This is a genomic window from Amycolatopsis sp. NPDC051373 (genome assembly GCF_040689465.1).
In the GTDB taxonomy this organism is placed as follows: domain Bacteria; phylum Actinomycetota; class Actinomycetes; order Mycobacteriales; family Pseudonocardiaceae; genus Amycolatopsis.
Map to the genome: position 1 here is coordinate 674,982 of NZ_JBFBAE010000001.1, position 20,440 is coordinate 695,421.

Consider the following 20,440-nt stretch of genomic DNA (forward strand, 5'->3'; position numbering starts at 1 on the left):
TCAGTTTTTGCAGTGGATCGCGGAGGTCGGGCCATGTCCGGGGTGTGATCGCTTCATGAGTGAGGCGGAAAACAGGCAGCCGACCCGACTTTCACTGGCAGACTGGCGTCCGTGATCCTGCTCATCTGCGGCAGTCTGCGGGGCGGTTCGGTGAACGCGGCGGTGATCGGGACCGCCGCGGGGTTCACCGAGTCCAAGGTCTACGCGGGCCTCGGCGACCTCCCCCACTTCAACCCCGACGACGACCAAGACCCCCTGCACCCGGCCGTTGTGGCGTTGCGCGCGGAGGTCGGTGCGGCCGAAGGCGTGCTGATCTGCACGCCGGAGTACGCGGGCGGCCTGCCGGGGTCGTTCAAGAACGTGCTGGACTGGACCGTCGGCGGCGGTGAGATCTACGGCAAGCCCGTGTCGTGGATCAACGCGTCGTCAGTCGCGGCCCCCACCGGCGGCGCGGACGCCCACGAGTCGCTGCGCAAGGTCCTCACCTACGCCGGCGCGCGCATCGTCGAAGACGCCTGCGCGCGCATCCCCATCCCGCGCCACACCGTGTCCGACGGCATCATCACCGACCCCGACCTGCGGGGCCGGATCGCGATGGCCGTGAGCAGGTTGGTGGAGGCCACGAAAGCCTGACACTGCGTAACTCTCATGTGTCCTTTCTGCGCAGTTCACGGCGTTGTCAGGCAGGCGCCACCGGGCTGAGGCGCAATGGGACACGTGGATGCTCGCCTGCTGGTATCGCTGTCCGGGGCCACCCCGCGCACGCTGCACCGCTGCGCCGACCTCGCGTCGGAGCTGGAGCGGCGGCGGGTGCCGCTGTCGATCCTGCACGTCGCGCGGACCGAGAACGGCCCCGTGACCGCCTGGGTGCGCACGCGCGCCGCCGCGGGGGACTCGGTGCTGCTGCACGGCTACGACCACCGCATCACCCCGACGCACCGCACCGTCCAGCTCGGCCGTCGCGCGGAGTTCGCCGCGCTGCCGGCGCACGAGGCGCGCCTGCGCCTGATCGCCGCGAAGGCCGCGCTCGACACCACCGGCGTCGCCGTCGACGGCTTCGCGCCGCCGCGCTGGCTCGCCTCGCAGGGCACGCTGCAAGCGTTGCGGGAACACGGGATCACGCTCTGCGCCGACGCGGGTTCCGTCCGTGACCTCGTGACCGGCGAGGTGCTCCGGGCGCGCGTGCAGGAGTTCACGAGCCAGTCGCACCGCACCGAGACGGTCCGCTGCTTCGCCCTCGTGCTGGCGTCGGCCCGCGCCGCCCGCCGCGGCGGCCTGGTGCGCCTCGGCATCGACGCCGCCGACCTCACCCGCCCCGGCCTGCGCCAGGCCCTGCTCGACGCGGTCGACGTCGCCATCGAAAACCGCGCCTTCGGCAGCACCTACGGCTCCCTGCGCCGCGCGGCCGCCGCCTGACCCCACCCGCCAAGCCCGCGGCTGGAATCATGGGCCGCATGGCGGAAACGAAGACCACGGTGAGCCCGGCGGCAGTCCGCGACGCCGCCCTCACCCTGTTCGCCGAACGCGGCTACCACGGCACCGCGCTCAGCCAGATCGCCGCGGCGCTCGGCATCCGCACGCCCAGCCTCTACAACCACATGCGCGCCAAGCAGGACCTCCTACGCGACATCGTCGCCGACACCACCGAACAGGTCTGGGCCGATTACGAGTCCGCCGTCGCCGGCATCGACGACGTCGCCGAACGCCTCCGCCGCGCCACCCGCGTCTACGCCCTTCGCCACGCCACGCACCGCCGCGAAGCCCTCGTCGTCAACCGCGACATCGCCAGCCTCGAAGACCCCGCCCGCACGGCCGTCCTCGAGTTGCGCCGCCGCCACGCCCACGCCTTTCGCACCCTCATCGAACAGGCCGGCCCCACCGACGAGGAATCCGCGACGCTCGCGGCGTTCGGCATCCTGGAGATGTGCGTGAGCATCGCCCGCTGGTTCCACGAAGACGGGCCCCTGTCGGCGGAAGCCGTGGCGGACAAGTACAGCGAGTACGCATTGCGCGTCGCGGGCCTCGCCTGAGGATTCTTTCGGCGACGCGCACCTGCTTCAGCTGACCACCTCGCCGCGTCGTTGGCGTGTGCCGGCGACCTGACCACAAGGCTCGGTAACAGCGACGGCCAACGACCCGAACCCCCACCCGCGGATCGGCCCCGCACAGCCTCCTTCGTCTGAGCACGCCGCCGGGCACTGCTCGGGTCGGGTGGGTGTACTGCCGGCGTTTCCGCGAGCCCAGGCAATAGCGATTCCCGCCGACCGGCGCCGATCTCGATCGCAGACGGCTGCCGACCCGCCCCGACGCCGGTCGCGCTGGGTTCACCTGCGTCACGCGAGTTCGCTGTGGACTTTCGGGACTGGGCAACAGCCAAGCCCTGCCGTGCCGGCGCAAAGCCACGCGCTCCACAGCGGCAACCCCGTTTCGCCCACCGCCTCGGTAACAGCGACCGCGACTCCGATCTCGCCCGCCAAGACCCGCCTGGGTGCAAGACCACGCGTCCCGCAGCTGCGCACCTGTCCTCGGCCGAACCACCCGAATCCCCACCCGACCGCACCTTGCCCCCGCCGCTCCTCCTCCCTACACTCCATCAACTAACTATCATTAGTTAACCTCGCGGTGGAGATGTCGATGCTCAGAGTCGAGTTGATCCGTCCCATCCCTCAGCTGCTGGTCGGGCACGCGGCGCGCTTCGGGGGCAAGGTCGCCTTCTACGACGATCGCCGGGCGGTGACCTACGGGGAGCTGGCCGAGCGCACGCGCCGGCTCGCCGGGAACCTCGTGGATCGCGGCGTGGACCGAGGTGCGCGGGTGCTGATCTACCTGGAAAACAGCGTCGAGACGGCCGAGTCGTACCTCGCGACCACGCGGCTCGGCGCGGTCGGCGTGTGCGCGAACCCCAACGCCGCGCCCGCGGAGGTCGCGTACCAGCTCGCCGACAGTGAGGCGCGCGTCGTGATCACCGACGACGCGCACATCGACCACGTTCGCGCCATGGTCGACGGACGGGAAGCGCTGGTCGTGCTGGTCACGGAAAACGACGCACCCGAAGAGAACTACGAACACCTCGCCACCGTCGAACCGAAATCCGCGCCCCGGGACGACCTCGGGCTGGACGACGTCGCGTGGATGCTCTACACGTCCGGCACCACCGGTCGCCCCAAGGGCGTGCTGCTCACGCAGCGCAGCTGTCTGTGGGTGGTCGCCGCGTGCTGGGCACCGATCGTGGGCCTCACGTCGGCCGACCGGGTGCTCTGCCCGCTGCCGCTGTTCCACTCCTACGCCCTGGACCTGTGCGTGCTCGGCGTTTTCGCCGTCGGCGCGACGGAACGGATCCTGCCGCGCTTCTCCACGCCTCGCGTGCTCGAGCTGCTCGAACAAGAGCCGTTCACGTTGATGCCGGGCGTGCCCACGATGTTCCAGTACCTCCTGCACGGCGTCCGCGGCACGCCGTGGAGCAGCATCACGCTGCGCATGTGCGTGTCGGCCGGCGCGATCATGCCGGCGGCGCTCAACGCCGAGTTCGAGCAGGCGTTCGGCGTGCAGCTGCTGGAGGGCTACGGCATCACGGAAACGTCCACAATGGTCACCATGAACACCCCGGACGGCGGACGGGTCCTCGGTTCGTGCGGGCTGCCGCTGCCCGGCGTCGGCGTGCGGCTCGTGGACCCCGTGACCGGCGAGGACGTCGGCGTCGGCGAAGAGGGCGAGCTGTGGGTCAGCGGCCCGAACATCATGCGGGGCTACCACAACCGCGCCGAGGCCAGCGCGGAAGTGCTGCGGCTCGGCTGGTACCGCACCGGCGACCTCGGCCGCCGCGACGCCAACGGCTTCCTCACGATTTCCGGCCGCACCAAGGAGCTCATCATCCGCGGCGGCGAGAACATCTACCCCGCCGAGGTGGAAGCCGTGCTGTTGAAGGTGCCCGGCGTGGCCGACGCCGCCGTCGTCGCGCGCAAGCACGCCGACCTCGGCGAGGTGCCAGTGGCGTTCGTCGTGCCCGAACAACCCGGTGACCTCGACGTGGCCACGCTGCGCGCCGCCTGCGCGCAGCAGCTCTCGCACTTCAAGGTGCCCGAGCAAATCCTCGAAATCGACGCCATCCCCCGCACCGGCTCCGGCAAGGTCATGCGCTTCCGCCTGCAGGAACGCCTGGTCGACGCCTGATTCCGGTCGCGGGTTGACCGCACCAAGCCATCCCCCTACTCTGCAAACTAACGTTAATTAGTAAGGTGGTGTACGTGGACCTCTCCAACACCTTCACCGTGGACCTCCCGATCGACGCCGCCTGGCGCGTGCTGACCGACCTCGAACGCGTCGCGCCCTGCCTGCCCGGTGCGGCTCTGCTCGGTTTCGAAGACGGGGTGTACCGCGGCGCGGTGAAGATCAAGGTGGGCCCCGTTTCCGCGAAGTACCAGGGCACGGCGCGCTTCGTCGAGAAGGACGCCGACGCCCACCGTGCGGTGCTGCGGGCCGAGGGCAAGGACGCCGGCGGTCAGGGCAACGCGGCCGCGACCGTCACCGCCACGCTCACCGCGCAGGGCAGCGGGACGAAGGTCGACGTGCGGACGGACCTGGCGCTGTCCGGCCGGGTCGCGCAGTTCGGCCGCGGCGTGATCGCCGACGTCACCGGCAAGCTGCTCGGCCAGTTCGTCCAACGGCTGGAAGCGGAGGTCGCGAGCGCCGCGCCGGTCAAGCCCGTGAACCTCGACGACGTCGAACCGCTCGACGTGATGGCGAGCGTCGGCGGCACGGTCGCCAAGCGCGCGGTGCCCGTCGCGGCCGTCGCGCTGGTGCTCGTCATGCTCGCGATCCTCCTGACGCGCAAGGGAAAGGCGGCGCAGTGACCGTGGTTCGTGAACCCCACCTCTACGTCGGCGGCCAGTGGATCGCCGGCGGCGGCACCGACTGCGAGGTCGAGAACCCGGCCACCGAGGAGCTCGCGGGTGCCGTCGCGCAGGCCTCGCCCGCCGTCGTCAACCTGGCCGTGGCCTCGGCCAACGCGGCGTTCGACGGCTGGGCCACCACCCCGGTCGCCGAGCGGGCCGCCGCGCTGCGCCGCTTGCACGACGTGATCACCCAGCGCGCCGACCGGTTCGCCGAGCTCATCACGCTCGAACAAGGCTCCCCACCACCGGTGGCGCGGAAGTTGCATGTGGACACTCCGCTCGCGGTGCTGGCTCAGACGGCCGGCGCGCTGGAGGAGTTTCCCTTCCGGAGCCAGCTGGGAAACTCCGTGATCCTGCGTGAGCCCGTCGGTGTCGTCGCCGCGATCACGCCGTGGAACCTGCCGCTGCATCAGATCGTGGTCAAGGTCGTCCCGGCGCTGGCGGCCGGCTGCACCGTGGTGCTCAAACCCGCCGCCCTGACGCCGCTCACCGCGTTCGAGCTGATGCGCCTTCGAAGCCGCGGGGTTCCCGGCCGGCGTGATCAACCTGGTCACCGGCAGCGGCGGCGACGTCGGTGACCAGCTCACCCGCAACGCGAGCGTCGACCACGTGTCCTTCACCGGCTCGACGCCGGTGGGGGCGCAGGTCGTCTCCGCCGCGGCGGAGACGATCAAGGGTGTCACGTTGGAGCTGGGCGGGAAGTCCGCGAGCGTTGTTCTGTCCGATGTGGACGACGCGCTGCTGGCCAAGGCCGTGAAGGTCACCGTGGCCAACTGCTACCTCAACGGCGGCCAGACGTGCACCGCGCTCTCGCGGCTGATCGTGCCGGCCGATCGTTTGCCGCAGGTCGAGGAGCTGGCGGCCGCGGCGTCGGCGAAGTACGTGCCCGGTGAGCGGCTCGGACCGCTGATCTCGGCCGGGCAGCGCAAGGAGGTCGAGAGCTTCCTGGGTTCAGGTGAGGCCCGCGTGATCACCGGGCCTGCCGAGCTGCCCGAGCGCGGCCACTACGTCACCCCGACCGTCTACAGTGGTGTGGATCCGGATTCCCGCCTCGCGCAGGAAGAGGTCTTCGGCCCGGTGTTGGCCATCCTGTCCGCGGAGTCGGACGACCATGCCATCGCCACCGCCAACAACTCGCGCTACGGCCTCGGGGGTGCACTGTGGACCGGTGACCCGGACCACGCGCTGGAGTACGCCGCGCGCATCCGCACCGGTCAGGTCGACGTCAACGCGGCGCCGTTCAACCCGCGTGCACCGTTCGGCGGGTACAAGGCTTCGGGCATCGGCCGGGAGATCGGCGACTACGGCATTTCCGACGTCCTCGAGATCAAGGCGGTGCAGCTGTGACCGAAGTGAACGCGTTGGTGCTCCGGGAAACCGGCGCTCCGATGGCCGTGGAACGCATCCGCCTGCGCGATGTCGGTCCGGGTGACGTGCGGGTGCGCATCGACGCCACCGGCGTCTGTCACTCCGACCTTTCGCTGGCCCGCGGCGTGCTCGTGCAGCAGCTCCCGGCCGTGCTCGGGCACGAGGCGTGCGGAACGGTGCTGGAGACCGGCGCCGAAGTCACGGATCTGGCCGAAGGCGATCGGGTGATCCTGCTGTGGATCACGCCGTGCGGCGACTGCGTCCACTGTGGACGGGGTGAGGCGCACCTGTGCGTCAACGGGGCCGCGCGTGGCAGCGAAGCGTACGCCTCAGACGCTGACGGAAACCCTGTCTACGCGGGCCTGACTGTCGGTTCCTTCGCGGAACAGACCGTCGTCCCGGCGGCTGCAGCGGTGAAGGTGCCCGACGACATCAGCTCCGCCGACGCCGCGTTGCTCGGCTGCGCGGTGACCACCGGCGTCGGGGCCGTCACCAAGACCGCGCGCGTTCAGCCCGACTCGTCGGTGCTGGTGGTGGGTCTCGGCGGCGTGGGCTTGGCGGCGATCCAGGGCGCGAGGCTGGCGGGCGCCCGCACGATCATCGCCGTCGACCGCAACCCCGACAAGGCGGCCTACGCCGCAAAACTCGGCGCCGACCACTTCGTCCCGGCCGACGACACCACGAAAAAGGCCGTGCGCGCCCTGACCGGCGGCGAGGGGGTGGACTACGCGTTCGACTGCGTCGGCTCGGCCCGCACGATCCGCGACGCGTGGGGCATGACGCGCCGCGGCGGCACCGCGTGCGTGGTCGGTGTCGGCGGCAAGGACGACCTCGTGTCGTTCAGCGCGCTCGAACTGTTCCACTTCGCCCGCACTCTCGTCGGCTGCGTCGCCGGCTCACTCGACGCGGCCCACGACCTGCCGAGGTACTTCGAAGACGTCCGCAGTGGACGGCTCGACCTCGCCGCGATGGTGACCGGCCACGGCGGACTCGGCGATATCGAAAACGCCCTGGCCGACATGGCTGCCGGTCAGGGCGTGCGGACGCTGGTGGTGCCGGCATGAAGGTCGGAGCCCTCACCATCGAACCGGTCTACGACGGCTACGGCCGCGAGCCCGCCCGGGAAGTCCTCGTGCGACCGGACGTGCCCGACGCGTGGGCCTGCCACGAGCACCTGCTCGACGAGCGCGGCGACCTCGACCTCACGCTCGGCGGGTTCCTGCTGCGCACCGGCGACCGCGTGGTGCTGATCGACGCCGGCGTCGGCACGATCGACAACGACAAGTACCACGGCGGGCAGTTCCTCGAAAGCCTGCGTGAACACGGCGTCGCTCCCAGCGACGTGACCGACGTCGTGTTCACGCACCTCCACTTCGACCACGTCGGCTGGGCCACCAAGAAGGGCCAGGTTGTGTTTCCGAACGCGACCTACCGCGTGCACGCGGCCGACTGGGCCCACTTCGTCGACAGCCCGGATTCCGAACCCGGCGCGGTCCGCAAGCTGTCGCCGCTGGCCGAGCGGCTGGAACCGTTCGAAGCGGACACCACGCTCGCGCCCGGCCTCGACACCCGGCACGTGCCCGGCCACACGCCCGGCTCCACGATCTTCGTGGTCTCCAGCGAAGGCGAGCGCGCGCTGCTGCTGGGCGACGTCGCACACTCCACAGTGGAGCTCACCGACCCGACGTGGGAGGCGATCTTCGACGTCGACCGCACGGCCGCGCGGAAGGTGCGCGTCGGCTTGATCGAGGAGCTCACCGACAGCTCCGACGCGGTGGCCGGCGCGCACTTCCCGGGCCTGCGGTTCGGCCGCGTCGTGACCGTCTCCGGCGAGCGCCGGTTCGAGCTCATCTGAAAGGGAACCCATGGACCTCAAGCTCAGCGGCAAGAACGTGCTGGTCACCGGCGCCGGCCAGGGACTCGGCCGCGCGATCGGGATGGCGTTCGCCGGCGAAGGCGCCAACGTCGCGTTCCACTACAACACGTCCTCCGACGGCGCCGAAGCCGCGGCGAAGGAAGCGGCCGCGCTCGGTGTGAAGGCCATCGCCGTGGGCGCGAACCTGCGTGACGGCGCCTCGGTTCGCATGGCCGTCGACGACGTGGTGGCGCAGCTCGGCTCGATCGACGTGCTCGTCAACAACGCGGCGGCCACGCAGAGCAAGCCCTTCCTCGAGACCACGGAAGAAGACTGGGCGCCGCAGATCGGCGTGACGGTGGAGGGCACGCTGCGGATCACCCAGGCCGTCGCGAAGCAGATGGTCGACGGCGGTGGCGGCGCCATCGTGAACCTCATGGGCGACTCCGGCCGCGTCGGCGAGTCACGGCTGCTGGTCACGGCCACTACGCGCTCGACCACGGTGGGCCTCACCAAGTCGCTCGCCAAGGAACTGGCCCGACACGGCATCCGCGCCAACGCTGTCTCCATCGCGCTTGTCCAAACGTCCAGTTTGGACGACCACACCGGACACGCCGACGACGCCAAGATGAAGAAGATCCTGTCGGCCTACCCGTTGCGCCGCCTGGGGCGCGCCGAGGACGTCACCCCGACCGTGCTGCTGCTGGCCTCCCCGCTCTCGTCCTGGACCACGGGGCAGATCGTGTCGGTCAACGGCGGCTACACGATGCCGTGACCACCGTGGAGGAGAACCCAGCCGGTGCCGTCGGGAAGGTCGTGCGGCGCAAGGAAGACGCGCGGCTGATCACCGGACGCGGGCGGTACGTCTCCGATCTGCAGCTGCCGCGGATGCGCCACGTCGCGTTCCTGCGCAGCCCGTTCGGCCACGCGCGGATCACGCGGGTCGACGTGTCCGCCGCTCGCGAGCTCCCGCGTGTGCATGTGTTCACCGGCGGCGAGGCGGAGTTCGCCGCCGTGCCGTTGCGGGCGTTGTCGGCGCTGCCGTCCTATGTGGAGACCGAGCAGCCGTTGCTGGCGCGGGAGAAGGTGCGGTTCGCGGGCGAGCCCGTGGCCGCCGTCGTCGCCGACGACCGCTACCGCGCCGAAGACGCGCTGGAGCTCATCGACGTCGACTACGAACCGCTGCCGGTGAACATCACCGCGTGGCTGCCGCCGACCGAACCGCTGCACGCCGACGCGCCGGACAACGTCCTGCTGGAGCGCACTTTCGACACCGGCGAGGTGCCGGACGCGCTCGCGGGCGCCGACCTCGTGGTCGAGCGCGAGCTGATCACCAACCGTCACGCGGGCAACCCGATGGAATGCCGCGCGGGCGTCGCGCTGTGGGACCCGGCGGACGACCGGCTCACGCTGTGGTCGGGCACGCAGGTGCCGCACATCGCGCGCAACATGATCGCGGAGCTGCTGGGCATCCCCGAGGGCAACGTGCGGGTGATCGCGCCCGACGTCGGCGGCGGCTTCGGCGTGAAAGCCGTGGTGTACCCCGAAGACGTCGCGTTGTGCCTGATCGCGCAGCAGCTGCGCGGGGTGCCGGTGAAGTGGGTCGAGGACCGCGCGGAGCACCTGCTCGCGGCCACGCACGCGCGTGATCACCGCTACGTCGTGAAGGCGGGGTTCCGGTCCGACGGTGAGCTGGTGGCGCTTGACGCCGACGTGACCTGCAACGTCGGCGCGTATTCGGTGTACCCGTGGACGGCCGGGATCGAGCCGCTGATGGCGGGCGGCCTGCTGTCCGGGCCGTACCGTTTGCAGCACTACCGCTGCACTGTGCGCGGGGTCGCGACGAACACGGCGCCGTCCGGGCCGTACCGGGGTGTCGCGCGGCCGGCGAGCGTATTCGCGATGGAGTCGGTGCTCGACGCGGCGGCGGCCGAGCTCGGGATGTCCGCTTTGGACATCCGTCGGCGGAACCTGATCACGCCGGAGGAGATCCCGTACCGGATGCCGTCGCGGCTGGTCGACGACTCCGGGTGGTACGGCGAGTGCCTGGAGAAGGCCGTGGAGTCCATCGGGTACGAGGACTTCCGCGCGGAGCAAGCCCGGCGCCGGTCGGCCGATGAGAACCCGATCGGTCTCGGGCTGGCCTGTTACAACGAGCTCACCGGCCTGGGCCGCGCGGCCGCGGCCGGCCCGCGGATGCCCTTCCGCACCGGTCACGACGCCTGCACCGTGCGCGTGAACCCCGACGGCCGGGTGACCGTGCTGTCCGGCGTGACGTCGCAGGGCCAGGGACTCGAGACGACCGTGGCGCAGATCGTCGCGGACGCGGTCGGAGTGTCCTATGCGGACGTCGAGGTCCGGATCGGCGACACGAACGAATCGCTCTGGGGCTTCGGCGCGTTCTCCTCACGGCAGGCCGTGATCGGCGGGGGCGCGGCGCACCGGTCGGCGATCACCGTGCGGGAGAAGATACTCCGGCTCGCGGCCGAGCTCTACGAGGCCAATGTGGACGATCTCAGCCTCGTGAACGGTGACGTGCGCGTCGCCGGAGAGGCCAAACCCGTCGGCACGCTGGCCGAGCTGGCGCGTGTCGCGTACCTGGAGTCCAACCGGCTGCCGGAGGGCATCGAGCCGGGGCTGGAGGCCACGCAGTTCTACGACCCGATCCGCGGGGCCTTTGCGGCCGGCGCGCAGGCCGCGGTCGTCGAGGTGGACCGGGCGACTGGGGAGCTCAAGATCCTCAAGTACGTGTGCGTCGAGGACGCCGGCACCGTCATCAACCCGCAGGTCGTCGAGGGGCAGATCGCCGGCTCGATCGCGCAGGGCATCGGCGGCGCGCTGTACGAGCACCTGATCTACGACGAGGGCGGCAACCTGTCCACGGGCACGCTGATGGACTACCTCATGCCGACCAGCGCCGAGGTGCCCGAGCTCGTGATCGGCCACCTCTCGCACCCCGCGGACAACCCGCTCGGCGTCCGCGGCGTCGGCGAGGGCGGCACGCTCGGGCCGAACGCGGTGCTCGCGGGCGCGGTCACCGACGCACTCGGCGTGCAGGTCACGCACCTGCCGCTGACACCGGGCGCGATCTGGGAGGCACTGCGATGATCACCACCGAAGTCCGCGGCGAGGTCGGCGTCATCGCCCTCGACCGGCACGAGCGGCGCAACGCGCTGGACGTCGAGCACTGCGTCGACCTGCGTAAAGCGGTTCTGGATCTGGGCCCTCGGGTGCGCGCGCTGGTGATCACCGGCCGGGGCACGAGCTTCTGCGCGGGGGCCGACCTCGGTGGCGTTTACGGCGACGGGTTCCGCACGGCGCTGTACGGCGCGTTGCGCAGCATCACGGCGCTGCCCGTGCCCGTGCTCGCGGCCGTCAACGGGCCGGCGATCGGCGCCGGCACGCAGCTCGCGATCGCCTGTGACCTGCGGGTGGCGGCCCCGTCCGCGGTGTTCGCGGTGCCGACCGCGCGCAACGGCCTTGTCGTGGACCCGTGGACGGTCCGCCGCCTGGCGTTGCTGGCCGGCGGCGGGGCCGCGCGGGCGATGCTGCTGGGTGGTGACCGGCTGGACGCTGGTCTGGCTTTTCACCGTGGACTCGTCGACCGCCTGGGTGACCTCGATGCCGCGTTGGAGTGGGCCGCCGAGATCGCCGAGTTCGCGCCATCGTCCCTGAAGTATTCGAAACAGGCGCTGGACACGCTGTTCGAAGGCGCGCCGTGGGATTCCACTTTGGACACGGCGTTCGAGGAGAGCTGGCCCCAGGAGGTGTCGAAGTGAAACCGGCACCGTTCGACTACGTCCGGGCGCACAGCGTCGACGAGGCTGTGCGCACCCTGGCGGAGGCCGACGGGGACGGCAAGATCCTCGCCGGCGGCCAGAGCCTGATGCCGGTGCTCGCGTTGCGCATGGCGCGTCCGCAGGTCCTGGTCGACGTCAACCGGATCCCCGGGTTGGCCACGATCACGCCCACCGGCGAAGGCGTTCGGCTCGGCGCGCTGGTCCGGCACGCGCGGCTGATCGAGCAACCGCACCACCCGCTCCTCGCCGAGGCCGCACGCTGGATCGGGCACACGGCGATCCGCTCGCGTGGCACGAGCGGCGGCAGCATCGCGCACGCCGACCCGTCCGCTGAGCTTCCGGTGGTCGCCGCCGCGCTGGAAGCGACCGTCCACATTGCCGGGCCAGGTGGTGGGCGCGTGGAGACGGCGACCTCGTTTTTCGCGGGGCCACTGGAAACCACGCTGGCCGAGGACGAGATGATCACCGCGGTGGACCTGCCTGCGCCGTCGCGGTGGGGGTTCGCCGAGTTTTCCCGACGGCACGGTGATTTCGGGCTCGTGCTCGTGGTCGCGACCGAAGTGGACGGTCGGTGGCGGCTGGCGATCGGCGGCGTCGGCGGGGTGCCGCTGCGTCCGGCGGAGGCCGAGCAGCTGCTGAACGACGGCGCCGATGTCGACGCAGTCGCTGCGGCCGCCGCTGCGGAAACCCAGCCGCAGAGCGATATCCACGCGTCGGCGGACTACCGGCGGGCGATGACGGCGGAGTTCGTCCGCCGGGCCCTGGCACCTCACGGGAAGCGAGCCGCGGCATGAAAGCCGAGTTCAGCGTCAACGGAACCCGTTACGACGTCGACGTCGAGCCGCGCCGGACGCTCGCCGACGCGTTGCGCGAGGACCTCGGCCTGACCGGCACACACCTGGGCTGTGAGCACGGCGTGTGCGGCGCGTGCACCGTGCTGGTGGACGGCGAGCCCGTGCGCGCGTGCCTGATGCTCGCCGTGCAGGCGGACGGGTGTTCCGTCAGCACCGTCGAGGGCCTTGCGGCCGACGACGGCACGCTGCACCCGTTGCAGGAAGCGTTCTGCGCGAAGCACGGGCTCCAATGTGGATTCTGCACGCCCGGCATGTTGATGACGGCGCTGGACCTGCTGGACCGTGAACCCGCGCCCTGCCGGGAACGCATCCGGGAGGAGATGTCCGGCAACATCTGCCGGTGCACCGGGTACGTCGGGATCGTCGACGCGGTGGAGGCCGCGGCGCAGGAGCTGAACCCGCGATGAGAACCGCTGCCTGGCTGCGGGTGGCCGGCGTGCCGGCCTCGGCCGCGCGGGAGACGTGGCGAGTGCTCGAGCGCCACGGCTGCGCGAGGTTCTACGTCGACGGCGATCTCGCGTTGTGCGCGGCTCTGGCGGTGGAGACCACTTCGGCCGAGATTTGCTGTTTCGTGGCGCCCCGGCCCGCGGAGGTGCTGCCCGGCGCACGGACCGTCCAGTACCTCAGCGACGGCCGGTTTGTGCTCGGGCTGCGTCCGGCCGATGACGACGACGGCCCGTTCGGCTCGATCACCGCGCACGCCCGCCTGGCCGAGGAAGTACTGAGGGCGCTGGGCCCGGTGCCGATCACGGTCGCCGGCGGCCGGGGTACCGTGCGATTGGCGGCGGAGTTCGCCACGTGCCGGCAGACCATGGACGTTCCGGGCGAACCGGACGACCTGGCCGCCCGCTGCGCCGCGCTCGGCCGACCGGTGCCGACCAGCTCCGTCGTGGTGACTCAGCGGCGGGAGTTCGAGGCGGACGAGGTCGTGTTCCCGGTCGACCGGCCGCTGACGGGTGCCGATTTCGGCGCGCTCGTGCGGGGGAGGAACTGGTGACGGCAGGTCAAACGCGCGCCGCGGTCAGCGAAGAAGTGGTGCTGGACACGGCGCTCACGCTGTTCGCCGAACGCGGTTACCACGGCACCGCGCTCAGCCAGATCGCCGACGTGCTGCGGATCCGCACCCCGAGCCTCTACAACCACATGCGGTCCAAGGAGGACTTGCTGCGCGCCATTGTGGACCGCACGACCGCCGCGGTGCTCGACGACTTCGAGCGCGTGTCCGGCGAGGACGGCGATTGGCCGACCCAGCTCGCGCGCGCCACCCGCGTGTACGCGTTCCGCCACGCCACCCACCGGCGCGAGGCGCTTGTGGTCAACCGCGACACCGACTGCCTCGGCGAACCGCATCGCACACGGTTTCAGGATCGGCGCCGCCGGCACGAGCACGCCTTCCGCGGGATCATCGCCCGTGGTGTCGACGCGGGGGTGTTCCACGTGGGCTCGCCGGCGCTGGCGTCGTTCGCGATCCGTGAGATGTGCGTGAGCATCGCCCGCTGGTTCCGCGACGACGGCCCGATGCCGGCCGACGCCGTCGCCGACGAATACAGCCGGTTCGCACTGCAGATCGTGGGTTCGCGACCCTGAGCTCCCGGGGTGGTAACCCGTCGGTCACCACCCCGGAGTGTCCTCAGAGGTCGGTGGCGACGCCGCGCTCGACGACCTTCACCTCGGTGCCCTGGGGCGCGAGGTTCTCGAACAGGCCGTAGTGCAGTGCGGGGCTCGACAGCACCGCCTCGTGGATCGGCACGGACTTGCGCGGCGCGACCGCCCGCAGGAAGTCCACCGCCTCGCCGGCCTTGAGCCACGGCGCCCCCGTCGGCAGGCCGAGCACGTCGATCTTCTGCTCGGGCACGAAGAACGAGTCGCCCGGGTGGTAGAAGGCGCCGTGGTCCAGCACGTAGCCGATGTTCGGGATCACGGGGATGTCGCTGTGGATGACGGCGTGCTCACCGCCCACCACGTTCACCGCGGTGCCGCCGATCTCGAAGGCGTCGCCGACGTTCGCGACCTCGTACTGCAGGTTCAGCTTCTGCACGGTCTCGACCGTGCCCGGGTCGACGATCAGCTTCGCGTCCGGGTTCGCCGCGAGCACCTTCGGCAGGCGCTCGCCGTCGATGTGGTCGAAGTGCTGGTGGGTGATGAGGACGGCCGACAGCTCGCGCTCGCGCTCGAAGTCGGTGGAGAACGCGCCCGGGTCGATCAGGATCCGCTCGCCGTCGGTTTCCAGAAGTACACAGGCGTGTCCGAAATGGACGATCCGCATCAGGATTCTCCTTCACACATGGTCACATTCACCCTATGCCCGCGCAGAGCGCGTCGCCAAGCTCGGTCCGCCGGTAGAGCACGCGATGGCCCTGGCGCGTTGTCGCGGTCAGGCCTGCGGCCCGCAACGCCGTGAGGTGCGCGGAAACGGTCCCCTTCGCCAGCCCGAGCCGCGCGGCGAGCTCCGTGGTGGTGGCCGGCCGGTCCAACGTGGTGAGCAACATCGCCTTCGCCCGCCCCACCACCCCGGCCAGCGCCCCCGGCGCCGCCGCCGGCTCCGTCCACAGGCCGGCCACGCCCCTCGCGGGGTACAACAACGTCGGCTGCCACGGCGGCACGGTGACCACCCCGACCGACGGCCAGGCGAACACACTCGGCACCAGCAGCAGCCCCCGCTCGCCCAGCGTGAGTCGCTGCCGCGCCGCAATGTCGACCAGCACGGAGTCCTTGGTGAGCTGCACCCTCGGGTGCAGCCCCTCGAACACCCCCGCCACGCCGTGCTCACCCAGCCGCCGCGTCCGGTACGCGATGTCCGCCGCGAGCACCTCCCGCATCCGCCCCCACTCCGGCTCGACGGTGTGGTGCCACACGGTCTCGAGCTGATCCGCCAGCAGGTCCCGCGCCGCGGCCGGATCCCGCGGCAGCTTCGTCAGGTCCGCGTCCACCATCCCCAGCTCGACCCGCACCTGCCCCGGCGGCGTCCCTCTGACCACGGTCAACTGCTCGTCGGCTGTGGTCTCCGGCGTCGCCGGTGGTGGTGAGAGGAACTCCGTGATGTAGTGCCGCGCCCCGAGCACCGCCGCCAACTCCGGCACGTCCAGCCGCTCCTCGCCCAGCCACACCACCCCACCGGGCAGCCGCCGCCTCCCCAGCCACCCCCGCACCACCCCGATGACCTCCTCGAGCGGCGAGATCGCAAACCGGACTCCGGCGGTGCTGAGGACCAACTCGACCATGAATTCGGATATACCCGAATGTCGGCGAGCTACTCGCCCAACCCCGACGCCAGGCAAGCCCCCGCCCCGCCAGGCAAGCCCAATGGGGGCGTCCCCAGACCCCGTCTATCGGGCGGCGGCAGCAGAAACGGACAAAAGACCCGCGCGAGCCACCGGTTGTCCACAACTCGCCACGCCCTGTGGATACCAGAGAAACGAGCCACAACATTCGGCCAAAAACGAATCAGTTCCGGCAAGGCGGCTCCCCAGCAAGGCTCCGAAGCATGTTCACCACCACGTATTGGCGCTGGTCAGCAGGGGTGCAGTTGGCGCGGTTGCCCGGGGGGATGGCGCCGCTCGCGTTCACGACGGTGGCGGCCGCGGTGACCGGGTCGTATCGGCTCGGGGGTGTGTTGATGGCGGTGTTCGTCGTGGCCGAGATGGCGGGGGCGGTGCCGGTGGGGAGGTTGCTGGATCGGGTGGGGACGGCGCGCGGCCTCAGGACGCTGCTCGCGGCGGTCGCGGTAGGGCTGGCCGCAGTGGCGACGGCGGCCGAGGCCAGGGTGAACGAAGCAACGCTGATCGCGCTCGTCGTCCTGCCGGGATTGGCAGGAGGTGGGGTCGCGGGTGGGTTCAGGGCGTTGCTGGCGGCGGTCGTCGACGAACGCCAGCTCACCGAGGCCGTCGCCGTCGACGCGATGATTCTCGACGGGGTGTTGGTGGCCGGGCCGGTGCTGGTGGCTGTGGCGAGTGTGAGTGGTCCGTTCGTGCCGTTGTTCACGATGGCGGGTGCGGCAGCCGCCGCAGCGTGTTTGGTGCCCCGGAGGGTCGCCAAACCAGGGACCAAAAAAGGAACCAAGCTGCCCCTCAACGCCTGCCTGCCCTGGCTCGGGTGTCAGTTCACCGTCGGGCTGTTGCTGTCGACGATCGAAGTCGCGCCGCTGCCCCTGGTCGAGCGACTCAACGCACCGCCCGCGGCGGCGCCGGGAGTCGTCGCCCTGCTGTGCGGTGCGAGCATCGCCGGCAGCGCGGTCTACGCGTGGCGCGGCCGTGATCGGGGGCCGGGGCTGTTCCTCGCCGGCTTCGTGGCCGGCGGGACGCTCGTCGCGGCCAACCTCGGCTGGGCGGGCTTGATCGCCGGAGTCGTGCTCATCGGCGGCGCGACCGGACCGCTCGTGACGATCGCGTCCGTCAACATGCAACGTCTGCTGCCGGAGAACCGCAGGTCGGAAGGGTTCTCGGTGTCGTTCACGGTGCAGTCGTGCGGGTTCGGGCTCGGGTCGCTGGCCGTGGGGGTGCTGCCGTTGTGGCTGGCGCCGCTGCTGGGCGTCGCGGCCGCGGTCTCGATCGGGTGGTTTCGACGACCCTTTCCCCGCGGTGCCCGCCGGTGCGATGCTGACGGGAGCGTCGGGCGACTATTGGCACTGCGTCAGCAACCTCGTAGCCTGAACCACAACGCCGAAGAGCAGGGGAGACGCCGATGACCGCCGTCCAGCCGAAGCCGACCTCGGTCGGTGAGACCTTCGATTCGCTCAGCCCGGCGACCGACGAGGTCGTGGGCACGTACCCGGTGCACACCGCCGAAGACGTGCGCGCGGCGGTCGAGCGGGCGCGCGTGGCGGCGGAGTGGTGGGACGGGCTGGGCTTCGCGGGGCGCGCCGACCGGTTGCGGCAGTGGAAGGGCGTGATCACGCGCCGGCTGCCGCAGCTGTGCCAGGTCGTGCGCGATGAGACGGGCAAGCCCATCGCCGACGCCCAACTCGAGTCCGTGCTCGCCATCGAGCACATCGCGTGGGCCTCGAAGCACGCGCGCAAGTACCTCGGCCGTCATCGCCGCTCGGCGGGGCTGCTCATGTCGAACCAGGCGGCGACGGTGGAGTACCGGCCCCTCGGCGTCGTCGGCGTGATCGGCCCGTGGAACTACCCCGTGTACACGCCGCTCGGCTCGGTCACCTACGCGCTCGCCGCCGGCAACGCCGTGGTCTTCAAGCCCAGCGAGTACACCCCAGGCGTCGGCAAGTGGCTGGTCGACGCGTTCGCCGAGGTCGTGCCGGAGCAGCCGGTGCTGCAGCTGATCACCGGATTCGGCGAGACCGGTGGCGCGCTCGTGACGTCGGGTGTGGACAAGATCGCGTTCACCGGCTCGACGGCCACCGGCAAGAAGATCATGGCCGCGGCGGCCAATACGCTCACGCCGGTCGTGATCGAGGCCGGCGGCAAGGACCCCGTGCTCGTGGACGCCGACGCCAACCTCGACGCAGCCGCCGACGCCACCGTCTGGGGCGCCTTCTCCAACTCCGGCCAGACCTGCATCGGCGTCGAGCGGGTGTACGTCCACGAGCGCGTGCACGACGAATTCGTCGCCAAGGTCGTGGAGAAGTCGCAGAACGTGCGCGCCGGCTCCGACGAGGACGCCCAGTACGGTCCCGTCACCATGCCCTCGCAGCTGGCCGTGATCCGCCGCCACATCGCCGACGCCCTCGAACGCGGCGGCCGCGCGGTGCTCGGGGGTGTGGACAGCGTCGGCGATCGTTATGCCCAACCCACCATTCTCGTCGACGTGCCGGAAGACTCCGAAGCCGTGCGTGAGGAAACGTTCGGCCCGACAGTCACCATCGCCAAGGTCCGCGACATGGACGAGGCTGTGGACAAAGCCAACGCCACCACGTACGGCCTCGGTTCCACCGTGTTCTCGAAGTCCCGTGGCGTCGAGCTCGCTGCGCGGCTGCGCACCGGCATGACGTCGATCAACGCGCCGCTCTCGTTCGCCGGCATCGCGTCGCTGCCCTTCGGCGGCGTCGGCGACTCGGGCTTCGGCCGCATCCACGGGCCGGAGGGCCTGCGCGAGTTCGCCCGGACCAAGGCCGTCGCGCGGCAGCGCTTCACCGCGCCGATCACCCTGACTTCCTTCAGCCGCAAGGAATCGACCGACGCGCTGGTCGCCAAGCTCATCACGGTCATGCACGGCAAGCGCTAGGGTCTGGACCGCGACCCCGGAACGCCGGGGTGCGGTCCTCCCGAGCCCAGAAAGAGCCCGAATGACGCGTTACGGCGATTTCCAGAACGAGATCTACTTCGCCGGGCTCACCGGCCGCGTCCCGACCATGCCGATGGTCTACGCCGACCTCGAAGCCCGTGCTGCGCAGGCACTTCCGCCTTCGGTTTTGTCCTATGTGGCCGGTGGTGCCGGCGACGAGGCGACTCAGCGAGGCAACGCCGAAGCGTTCGGTCGCTGGGGCCTGATGCCGCGAATGTTCGTCGGGGCCAAGGACCGCGACCTGTCGGTGGACCTGTTCGGGCTGAAGCTGGCGTCGCCGTTGTTCATGGCGCCGGTGGGCGTTGTCGGCATCTGCACACAGGACGGCCACGGCGACCTCGCCACCGCTCGCGCCGCCGCGCGGACGGGCGTGCCGATGGTCGCGTCGACGCTCTCGGCCGACCCGATGGACGAGGTCGCGGGCGAGTTCGGGGAGACGCCCGGGTTCTTCCAGCTCTACACGCCGACTGACCGCGACCTGGCCGCGTCTTTGGTGCAGCGCGCCGAGACGGCGGGGTTCAAGGGGATCGTGGTCACGCTCGACACGTGGGTCACGGGGTGGCGTCCACGCGACCTGAGCACGTCGAACTTCCCGCAGTTGCGCGGTCATTGTCTCGCGAACTACTTCACCGATCCCGTGTTCCGGCGGCTCCTCGGCAAGGCGCCCGAGGAGGACCCGATGGCAGCCGTCGGGCTGTGGGCCCAGCTGTTCGGCAACCCGCTGACCTGGGACGACCTGCCTTGGCTGCGCTCGCTGACGTCGCTGCCGCTGCTCGTGAAGGGCATCCAGCACCCGGACGACGCCTTGCGCGCCATCGACGGCGGCGTCGACGGGATCTACTGCTCCAACCACGGCGGGCGCCAGGCGAACGGTGGGCTCCCGGCGCTCGACTGCCTCGCCGGCGTGGTCGACGCTTCCGGTGACACGCCGGTGCTGTTCGACTCCGGGGTCCGCTCGGGCGCGGACGTCATCAAGGCCCTGGCGCTGGGCGCGCGGGCAGTGGGGGTCGGCCGGCCCTACGTCTGGGGCCTCGCACTGGGCGGCGTCGACGGCGCCGTCCACGTCCTCCGCAGCCTCCTCGCCGAAGCCGACCTGATCATGGCGGTCGACGGCTACCCGACGCTCGCCGACCTCACGCGCGACAGCCTGCGGAAGGTTGGTTAGGTCGGGCCTAACAGGCCTGGCTGTGGACAGCTTGGCTAGGTCGGACCCAGCTGGGGACAACTGACTAGGTCGGACCCGGCTGGGGATAACTGGCGAGGTCGGACTCAGCTCAGGACAACTGGCTGGGTCGGACCGAGCTGAGGACAACTGCTTGGGTTAGGCCTAAGGCAGGTATGATGCGCCCCGGGTTCTGTGCAGGCTCTGATCTCAGGGAGGATGCAGAGCATGCCGGCACCGAAGAAGTACAGCGACGAGCTGCGTGAGCGGGC

General features: G+C 70.8%; 21 protein-coding genes. 19 read left to right on the forward strand and 2 right to left on the reverse strand.

The window, feature by feature from the left end:
* Positions 1–162 precede the first annotated feature (162 nt).
* The 16 genes from AB0383_RS03345 to AB0383_RS03420 all read left to right on the forward strand — a co-directional run bounded on the left by AB0383_RS03345 (position 163) and on the right by AB0383_RS03420 (position 14,356).
* Positions 163–633 (forward strand): NADPH-dependent FMN reductase, encoded by a 471-nt coding sequence (locus tag AB0383_RS03345; RefSeq protein WP_366184908.1) that lies wholly within the window; start codon positions 163–165, stop codon positions 631–633.
* A 75-nt stretch (positions 634–708) separates the two neighbouring features.
* Positions 709–1,416: a DUF2334 domain-containing protein gene (locus tag AB0383_RS03350; protein WP_366184833.1), complete on the forward strand. Its 708-nt coding sequence runs from the start codon at positions 709–711 to the stop codon at positions 1,414–1,416.
* Between the two features lie 38 nt (positions 1,417–1,454).
* Positions 1,455–2,030 carry a TetR/AcrR family transcriptional regulator gene (locus AB0383_RS03355; protein ID WP_364169860.1) on the forward strand — a complete coding sequence of 192 codons (576 nt, stop codon included), beginning with the start codon at positions 1,455–1,457 and terminating at the stop codon, positions 2,028–2,030.
* 604 nt (positions 2,031–2,634) lie between these two features.
* Positions 2,635–4,170: a class I adenylate-forming enzyme family protein gene (locus AB0383_RS03360; protein ID WP_366184835.1), complete on the forward strand. Its 1,536-nt coding sequence runs from the start codon at positions 2,635–2,637 to the stop codon at positions 4,168–4,170.
* A 74-nt stretch (positions 4,171–4,244) separates the two neighbouring features.
* The gene (locus AB0383_RS03365) at positions 4,245–4,850 is read left to right on the forward strand and encodes an SRPBCC family protein (protein WP_364169866.1); all 606 of its coding nucleotides are present in this window, start codon (positions 4,245–4,247) and stop codon (positions 4,848–4,850) included.
* Positions 4,847–5,470 carry an aldehyde dehydrogenase family protein gene (locus AB0383_RS03370; protein ID WP_366184837.1) on the forward strand — a complete coding sequence of 208 codons (624 nt, stop codon included), beginning with the start codon at positions 4,847–4,849 and terminating at the stop codon, positions 5,468–5,470. Before AB0383_RS03365 ends, AB0383_RS03370 begins: the two co-directional genes overlap by 4 nt.
* On the forward strand, positions 5,430–6,239 hold the full coding sequence (locus AB0383_RS03375) for an aldehyde dehydrogenase family protein (protein WP_366184839.1): 810 nt from the start codon (positions 5,430–5,432) through the stop codon (positions 6,237–6,239). Before AB0383_RS03370 ends, AB0383_RS03375 begins: the two co-directional genes overlap by 41 nt.
* Complete coding sequence (locus AB0383_RS03380) at positions 6,236–7,324, forward strand: zinc-binding dehydrogenase (protein WP_366184841.1); 1,089 nt, start codon at positions 6,236–6,238, stop codon at positions 7,322–7,324. The genes AB0383_RS03375 and AB0383_RS03380 overlap by 4 nt, the downstream gene beginning before the upstream one ends.
* The gene (locus AB0383_RS03385) at positions 7,321–8,115 is read left to right on the forward strand and encodes an MBL fold metallo-hydrolase (RefSeq protein ID WP_366184843.1); all 795 of its coding nucleotides are present in this window, start codon (positions 7,321–7,323) and stop codon (positions 8,113–8,115) included. The genes AB0383_RS03380 and AB0383_RS03385 overlap by 4 nt, the downstream gene beginning before the upstream one ends.
* Before the next feature lie 10 nt (positions 8,116–8,125).
* On the forward strand, positions 8,126–8,890 hold the full coding sequence (locus tag AB0383_RS03390; RefSeq protein ID WP_366184845.1) for an SDR family oxidoreductase: 765 nt from the start codon (positions 8,126–8,128) through the stop codon (positions 8,888–8,890).
* The gene (locus AB0383_RS03395; RefSeq protein ID WP_366184847.1) at positions 8,887–11,223 is read left to right on the forward strand and encodes a xanthine dehydrogenase family protein molybdopterin-binding subunit; all 2,337 of its coding nucleotides are present in this window, start codon (positions 8,887–8,889) and stop codon (positions 11,221–11,223) included. Before AB0383_RS03390 ends, AB0383_RS03395 begins: the two co-directional genes overlap by 4 nt.
* Positions 11,220–11,894 carry an enoyl-CoA hydratase gene (locus AB0383_RS03400; protein WP_366184849.1) on the forward strand — a complete coding sequence of 225 codons (675 nt, stop codon included), beginning with the start codon at positions 11,220–11,222 and terminating at the stop codon, positions 11,892–11,894. The genes AB0383_RS03395 and AB0383_RS03400 overlap by 4 nt, the downstream gene beginning before the upstream one ends.
* Entirely contained in the window at positions 11,891–12,709 is an 819-nt protein-coding gene (locus AB0383_RS03405; protein WP_364169879.1) for an FAD binding domain-containing protein, read from the forward strand. Before AB0383_RS03400 ends, AB0383_RS03405 begins: the two co-directional genes overlap by 4 nt.
* Positions 12,706–13,176 (forward strand): (2Fe-2S)-binding protein, encoded by a 471-nt coding sequence (locus AB0383_RS03410; protein ID WP_364169880.1) that lies wholly within the window; start codon positions 12,706–12,708, stop codon positions 13,174–13,176. The genes AB0383_RS03405 and AB0383_RS03410 overlap by 4 nt, the downstream gene beginning before the upstream one ends.
* A complete protein-coding gene (locus AB0383_RS03415; RefSeq protein WP_364169882.1) occupies positions 13,173–13,766 on the forward strand; it encodes a hypothetical protein in 594 nt (197 codons plus the stop codon). Before AB0383_RS03410 ends, AB0383_RS03415 begins: the two co-directional genes overlap by 4 nt.
* On the forward strand, positions 13,763–14,356 hold the full coding sequence (locus AB0383_RS03420; protein WP_364169885.1) for a TetR/AcrR family transcriptional regulator: 594 nt from the start codon (positions 13,763–13,765) through the stop codon (positions 14,354–14,356). The genes AB0383_RS03415 and AB0383_RS03420 overlap by 4 nt, the downstream gene beginning before the upstream one ends.
* A 43-nt stretch (positions 14,357–14,399) precedes the next feature.
* On the opposite strand, the gene AB0383_RS03425 is transcribed toward AB0383_RS03420, so the two are convergent.
* Both AB0383_RS03425 and AB0383_RS03430 read right to left on the reverse strand, forming a co-directional pair.
* Positions 14,400–15,035 carry an MBL fold metallo-hydrolase gene (locus AB0383_RS03425; RefSeq protein WP_364169888.1) on the reverse strand — a complete coding sequence of 212 codons (636 nt, stop codon included), beginning with the start codon at positions 15,033–15,035 and terminating at the stop codon, positions 14,400–14,402.
* Positions 15,036–15,063: 28 nt separating this feature from the next.
* A complete protein-coding gene (locus AB0383_RS03430; protein ID WP_366184853.1) occupies positions 15,064–15,990 on the reverse strand; it encodes a DUF5937 family protein in 927 nt (308 codons plus the stop codon).
* Positions 15,991–16,253: 263 nt separating this feature from the next.
* Between AB0383_RS03430 and AB0383_RS03435 the strand changes: the two genes are divergently transcribed.
* The 3 genes from AB0383_RS03435 (at position 16,254) to AB0383_RS03445 (ending at position 20,171) form a co-directional block, all read left to right on the forward strand.
* Positions 16,254–17,453, forward strand: a complete 1,200-nt coding sequence (locus AB0383_RS03435) for an MFS transporter (RefSeq protein ID WP_364169894.1) — start codon at positions 16,254–16,256, stop codon at positions 17,451–17,453.
* Positions 17,450–18,946 carry an aldehyde dehydrogenase family protein gene (locus AB0383_RS03440; RefSeq protein ID WP_364169896.1) on the forward strand — a complete coding sequence of 499 codons (1,497 nt, stop codon included), beginning with the start codon at positions 17,450–17,452 and terminating at the stop codon, positions 18,944–18,946. Before AB0383_RS03435 ends, AB0383_RS03440 begins: the two co-directional genes overlap by 4 nt.
* A 61-nt stretch (positions 18,947–19,007) precedes the next feature.
* Entirely contained in the window at positions 19,008–20,171 is a 1,164-nt protein-coding gene (locus AB0383_RS03445) for an alpha-hydroxy-acid oxidizing protein (protein ID WP_364169899.1), read from the forward strand.
* Positions 20,172–20,440 lie beyond the last annotated feature (269 nt).

What these genes read in the sequence shown, in the direction of transcription:
- AB0383_RS03350 (WP_366184833.1), top strand. Translation starts at nt 709, where the DNA reads ATGGGACACGTGGATGCTCGCCTGCTGGTATCGCTGTCCGGGGCCACC.
- AB0383_RS03355 (WP_364169860.1), top strand. Translation starts at nt 1,455, where the DNA reads ATGGCGGAAACGAAGACCACGGTGAGCCCGGCGGCAGTCCGCGACGCC.
- AB0383_RS03360 (WP_366184835.1), top strand. Translation starts at nt 2,635, where the DNA reads ATGCTCAGAGTCGAGTTGATCCGTCCCATCCCTCAGCTGCTGGTCGGG.
- AB0383_RS03385 (WP_366184843.1), top strand. Translation starts at nt 7,321, where the DNA reads ATGAAGGTCGGAGCCCTCACCATCGAACCGGTCTACGACGGCTACGGC.
- AB0383_RS03390 (WP_366184845.1), top strand. Translation starts at nt 8,126, where the DNA reads ATGGACCTCAAGCTCAGCGGCAAGAACGTGCTGGTCACCGGCGCCGGC.
- AB0383_RS03400 (WP_366184849.1), top strand. Translation starts at nt 11,220, where the DNA reads ATGATCACCACCGAAGTCCGCGGCGAGGTCGGCGTCATCGCCCTCGAC.
- AB0383_RS03410 (WP_364169880.1), top strand. Translation starts at nt 12,706, where the DNA reads ATGAAAGCCGAGTTCAGCGTCAACGGAACCCGTTACGACGTCGACGTC.
- AB0383_RS03415 (WP_364169882.1), top strand. Translation starts at nt 13,173, where the DNA reads ATGAGAACCGCTGCCTGGCTGCGGGTGGCCGGCGTGCCGGCCTCGGCC.
- AB0383_RS03425 (WP_364169888.1), bottom strand. Translation starts at nt 15,035, where the DNA reads ATGCGGATCGTCCATTTCGGACACGCCTGTGTACTTCTGGAAACCGAC.
- AB0383_RS03430 (WP_366184853.1), bottom strand. Translation starts at nt 15,990, where the DNA reads ATGGTCGAGTTGGTCCTCAGCACCGCCGGAGTCCGGTTTGCGATCTCG.
- AB0383_RS03435 (WP_364169894.1), top strand. Translation starts at nt 16,254, where the DNA reads ATGTTCACCACCACGTATTGGCGCTGGTCAGCAGGGGTGCAGTTGGCG.
- AB0383_RS03440 (WP_364169896.1), top strand. Translation starts at nt 17,450, where the DNA reads ATGACCGCCGTCCAGCCGAAGCCGACCTCGGTCGGTGAGACCTTCGAT.
- AB0383_RS03445 (WP_364169899.1), top strand. Translation starts at nt 19,008, where the DNA reads ATGACGCGTTACGGCGATTTCCAGAACGAGATCTACTTCGCCGGGCTC.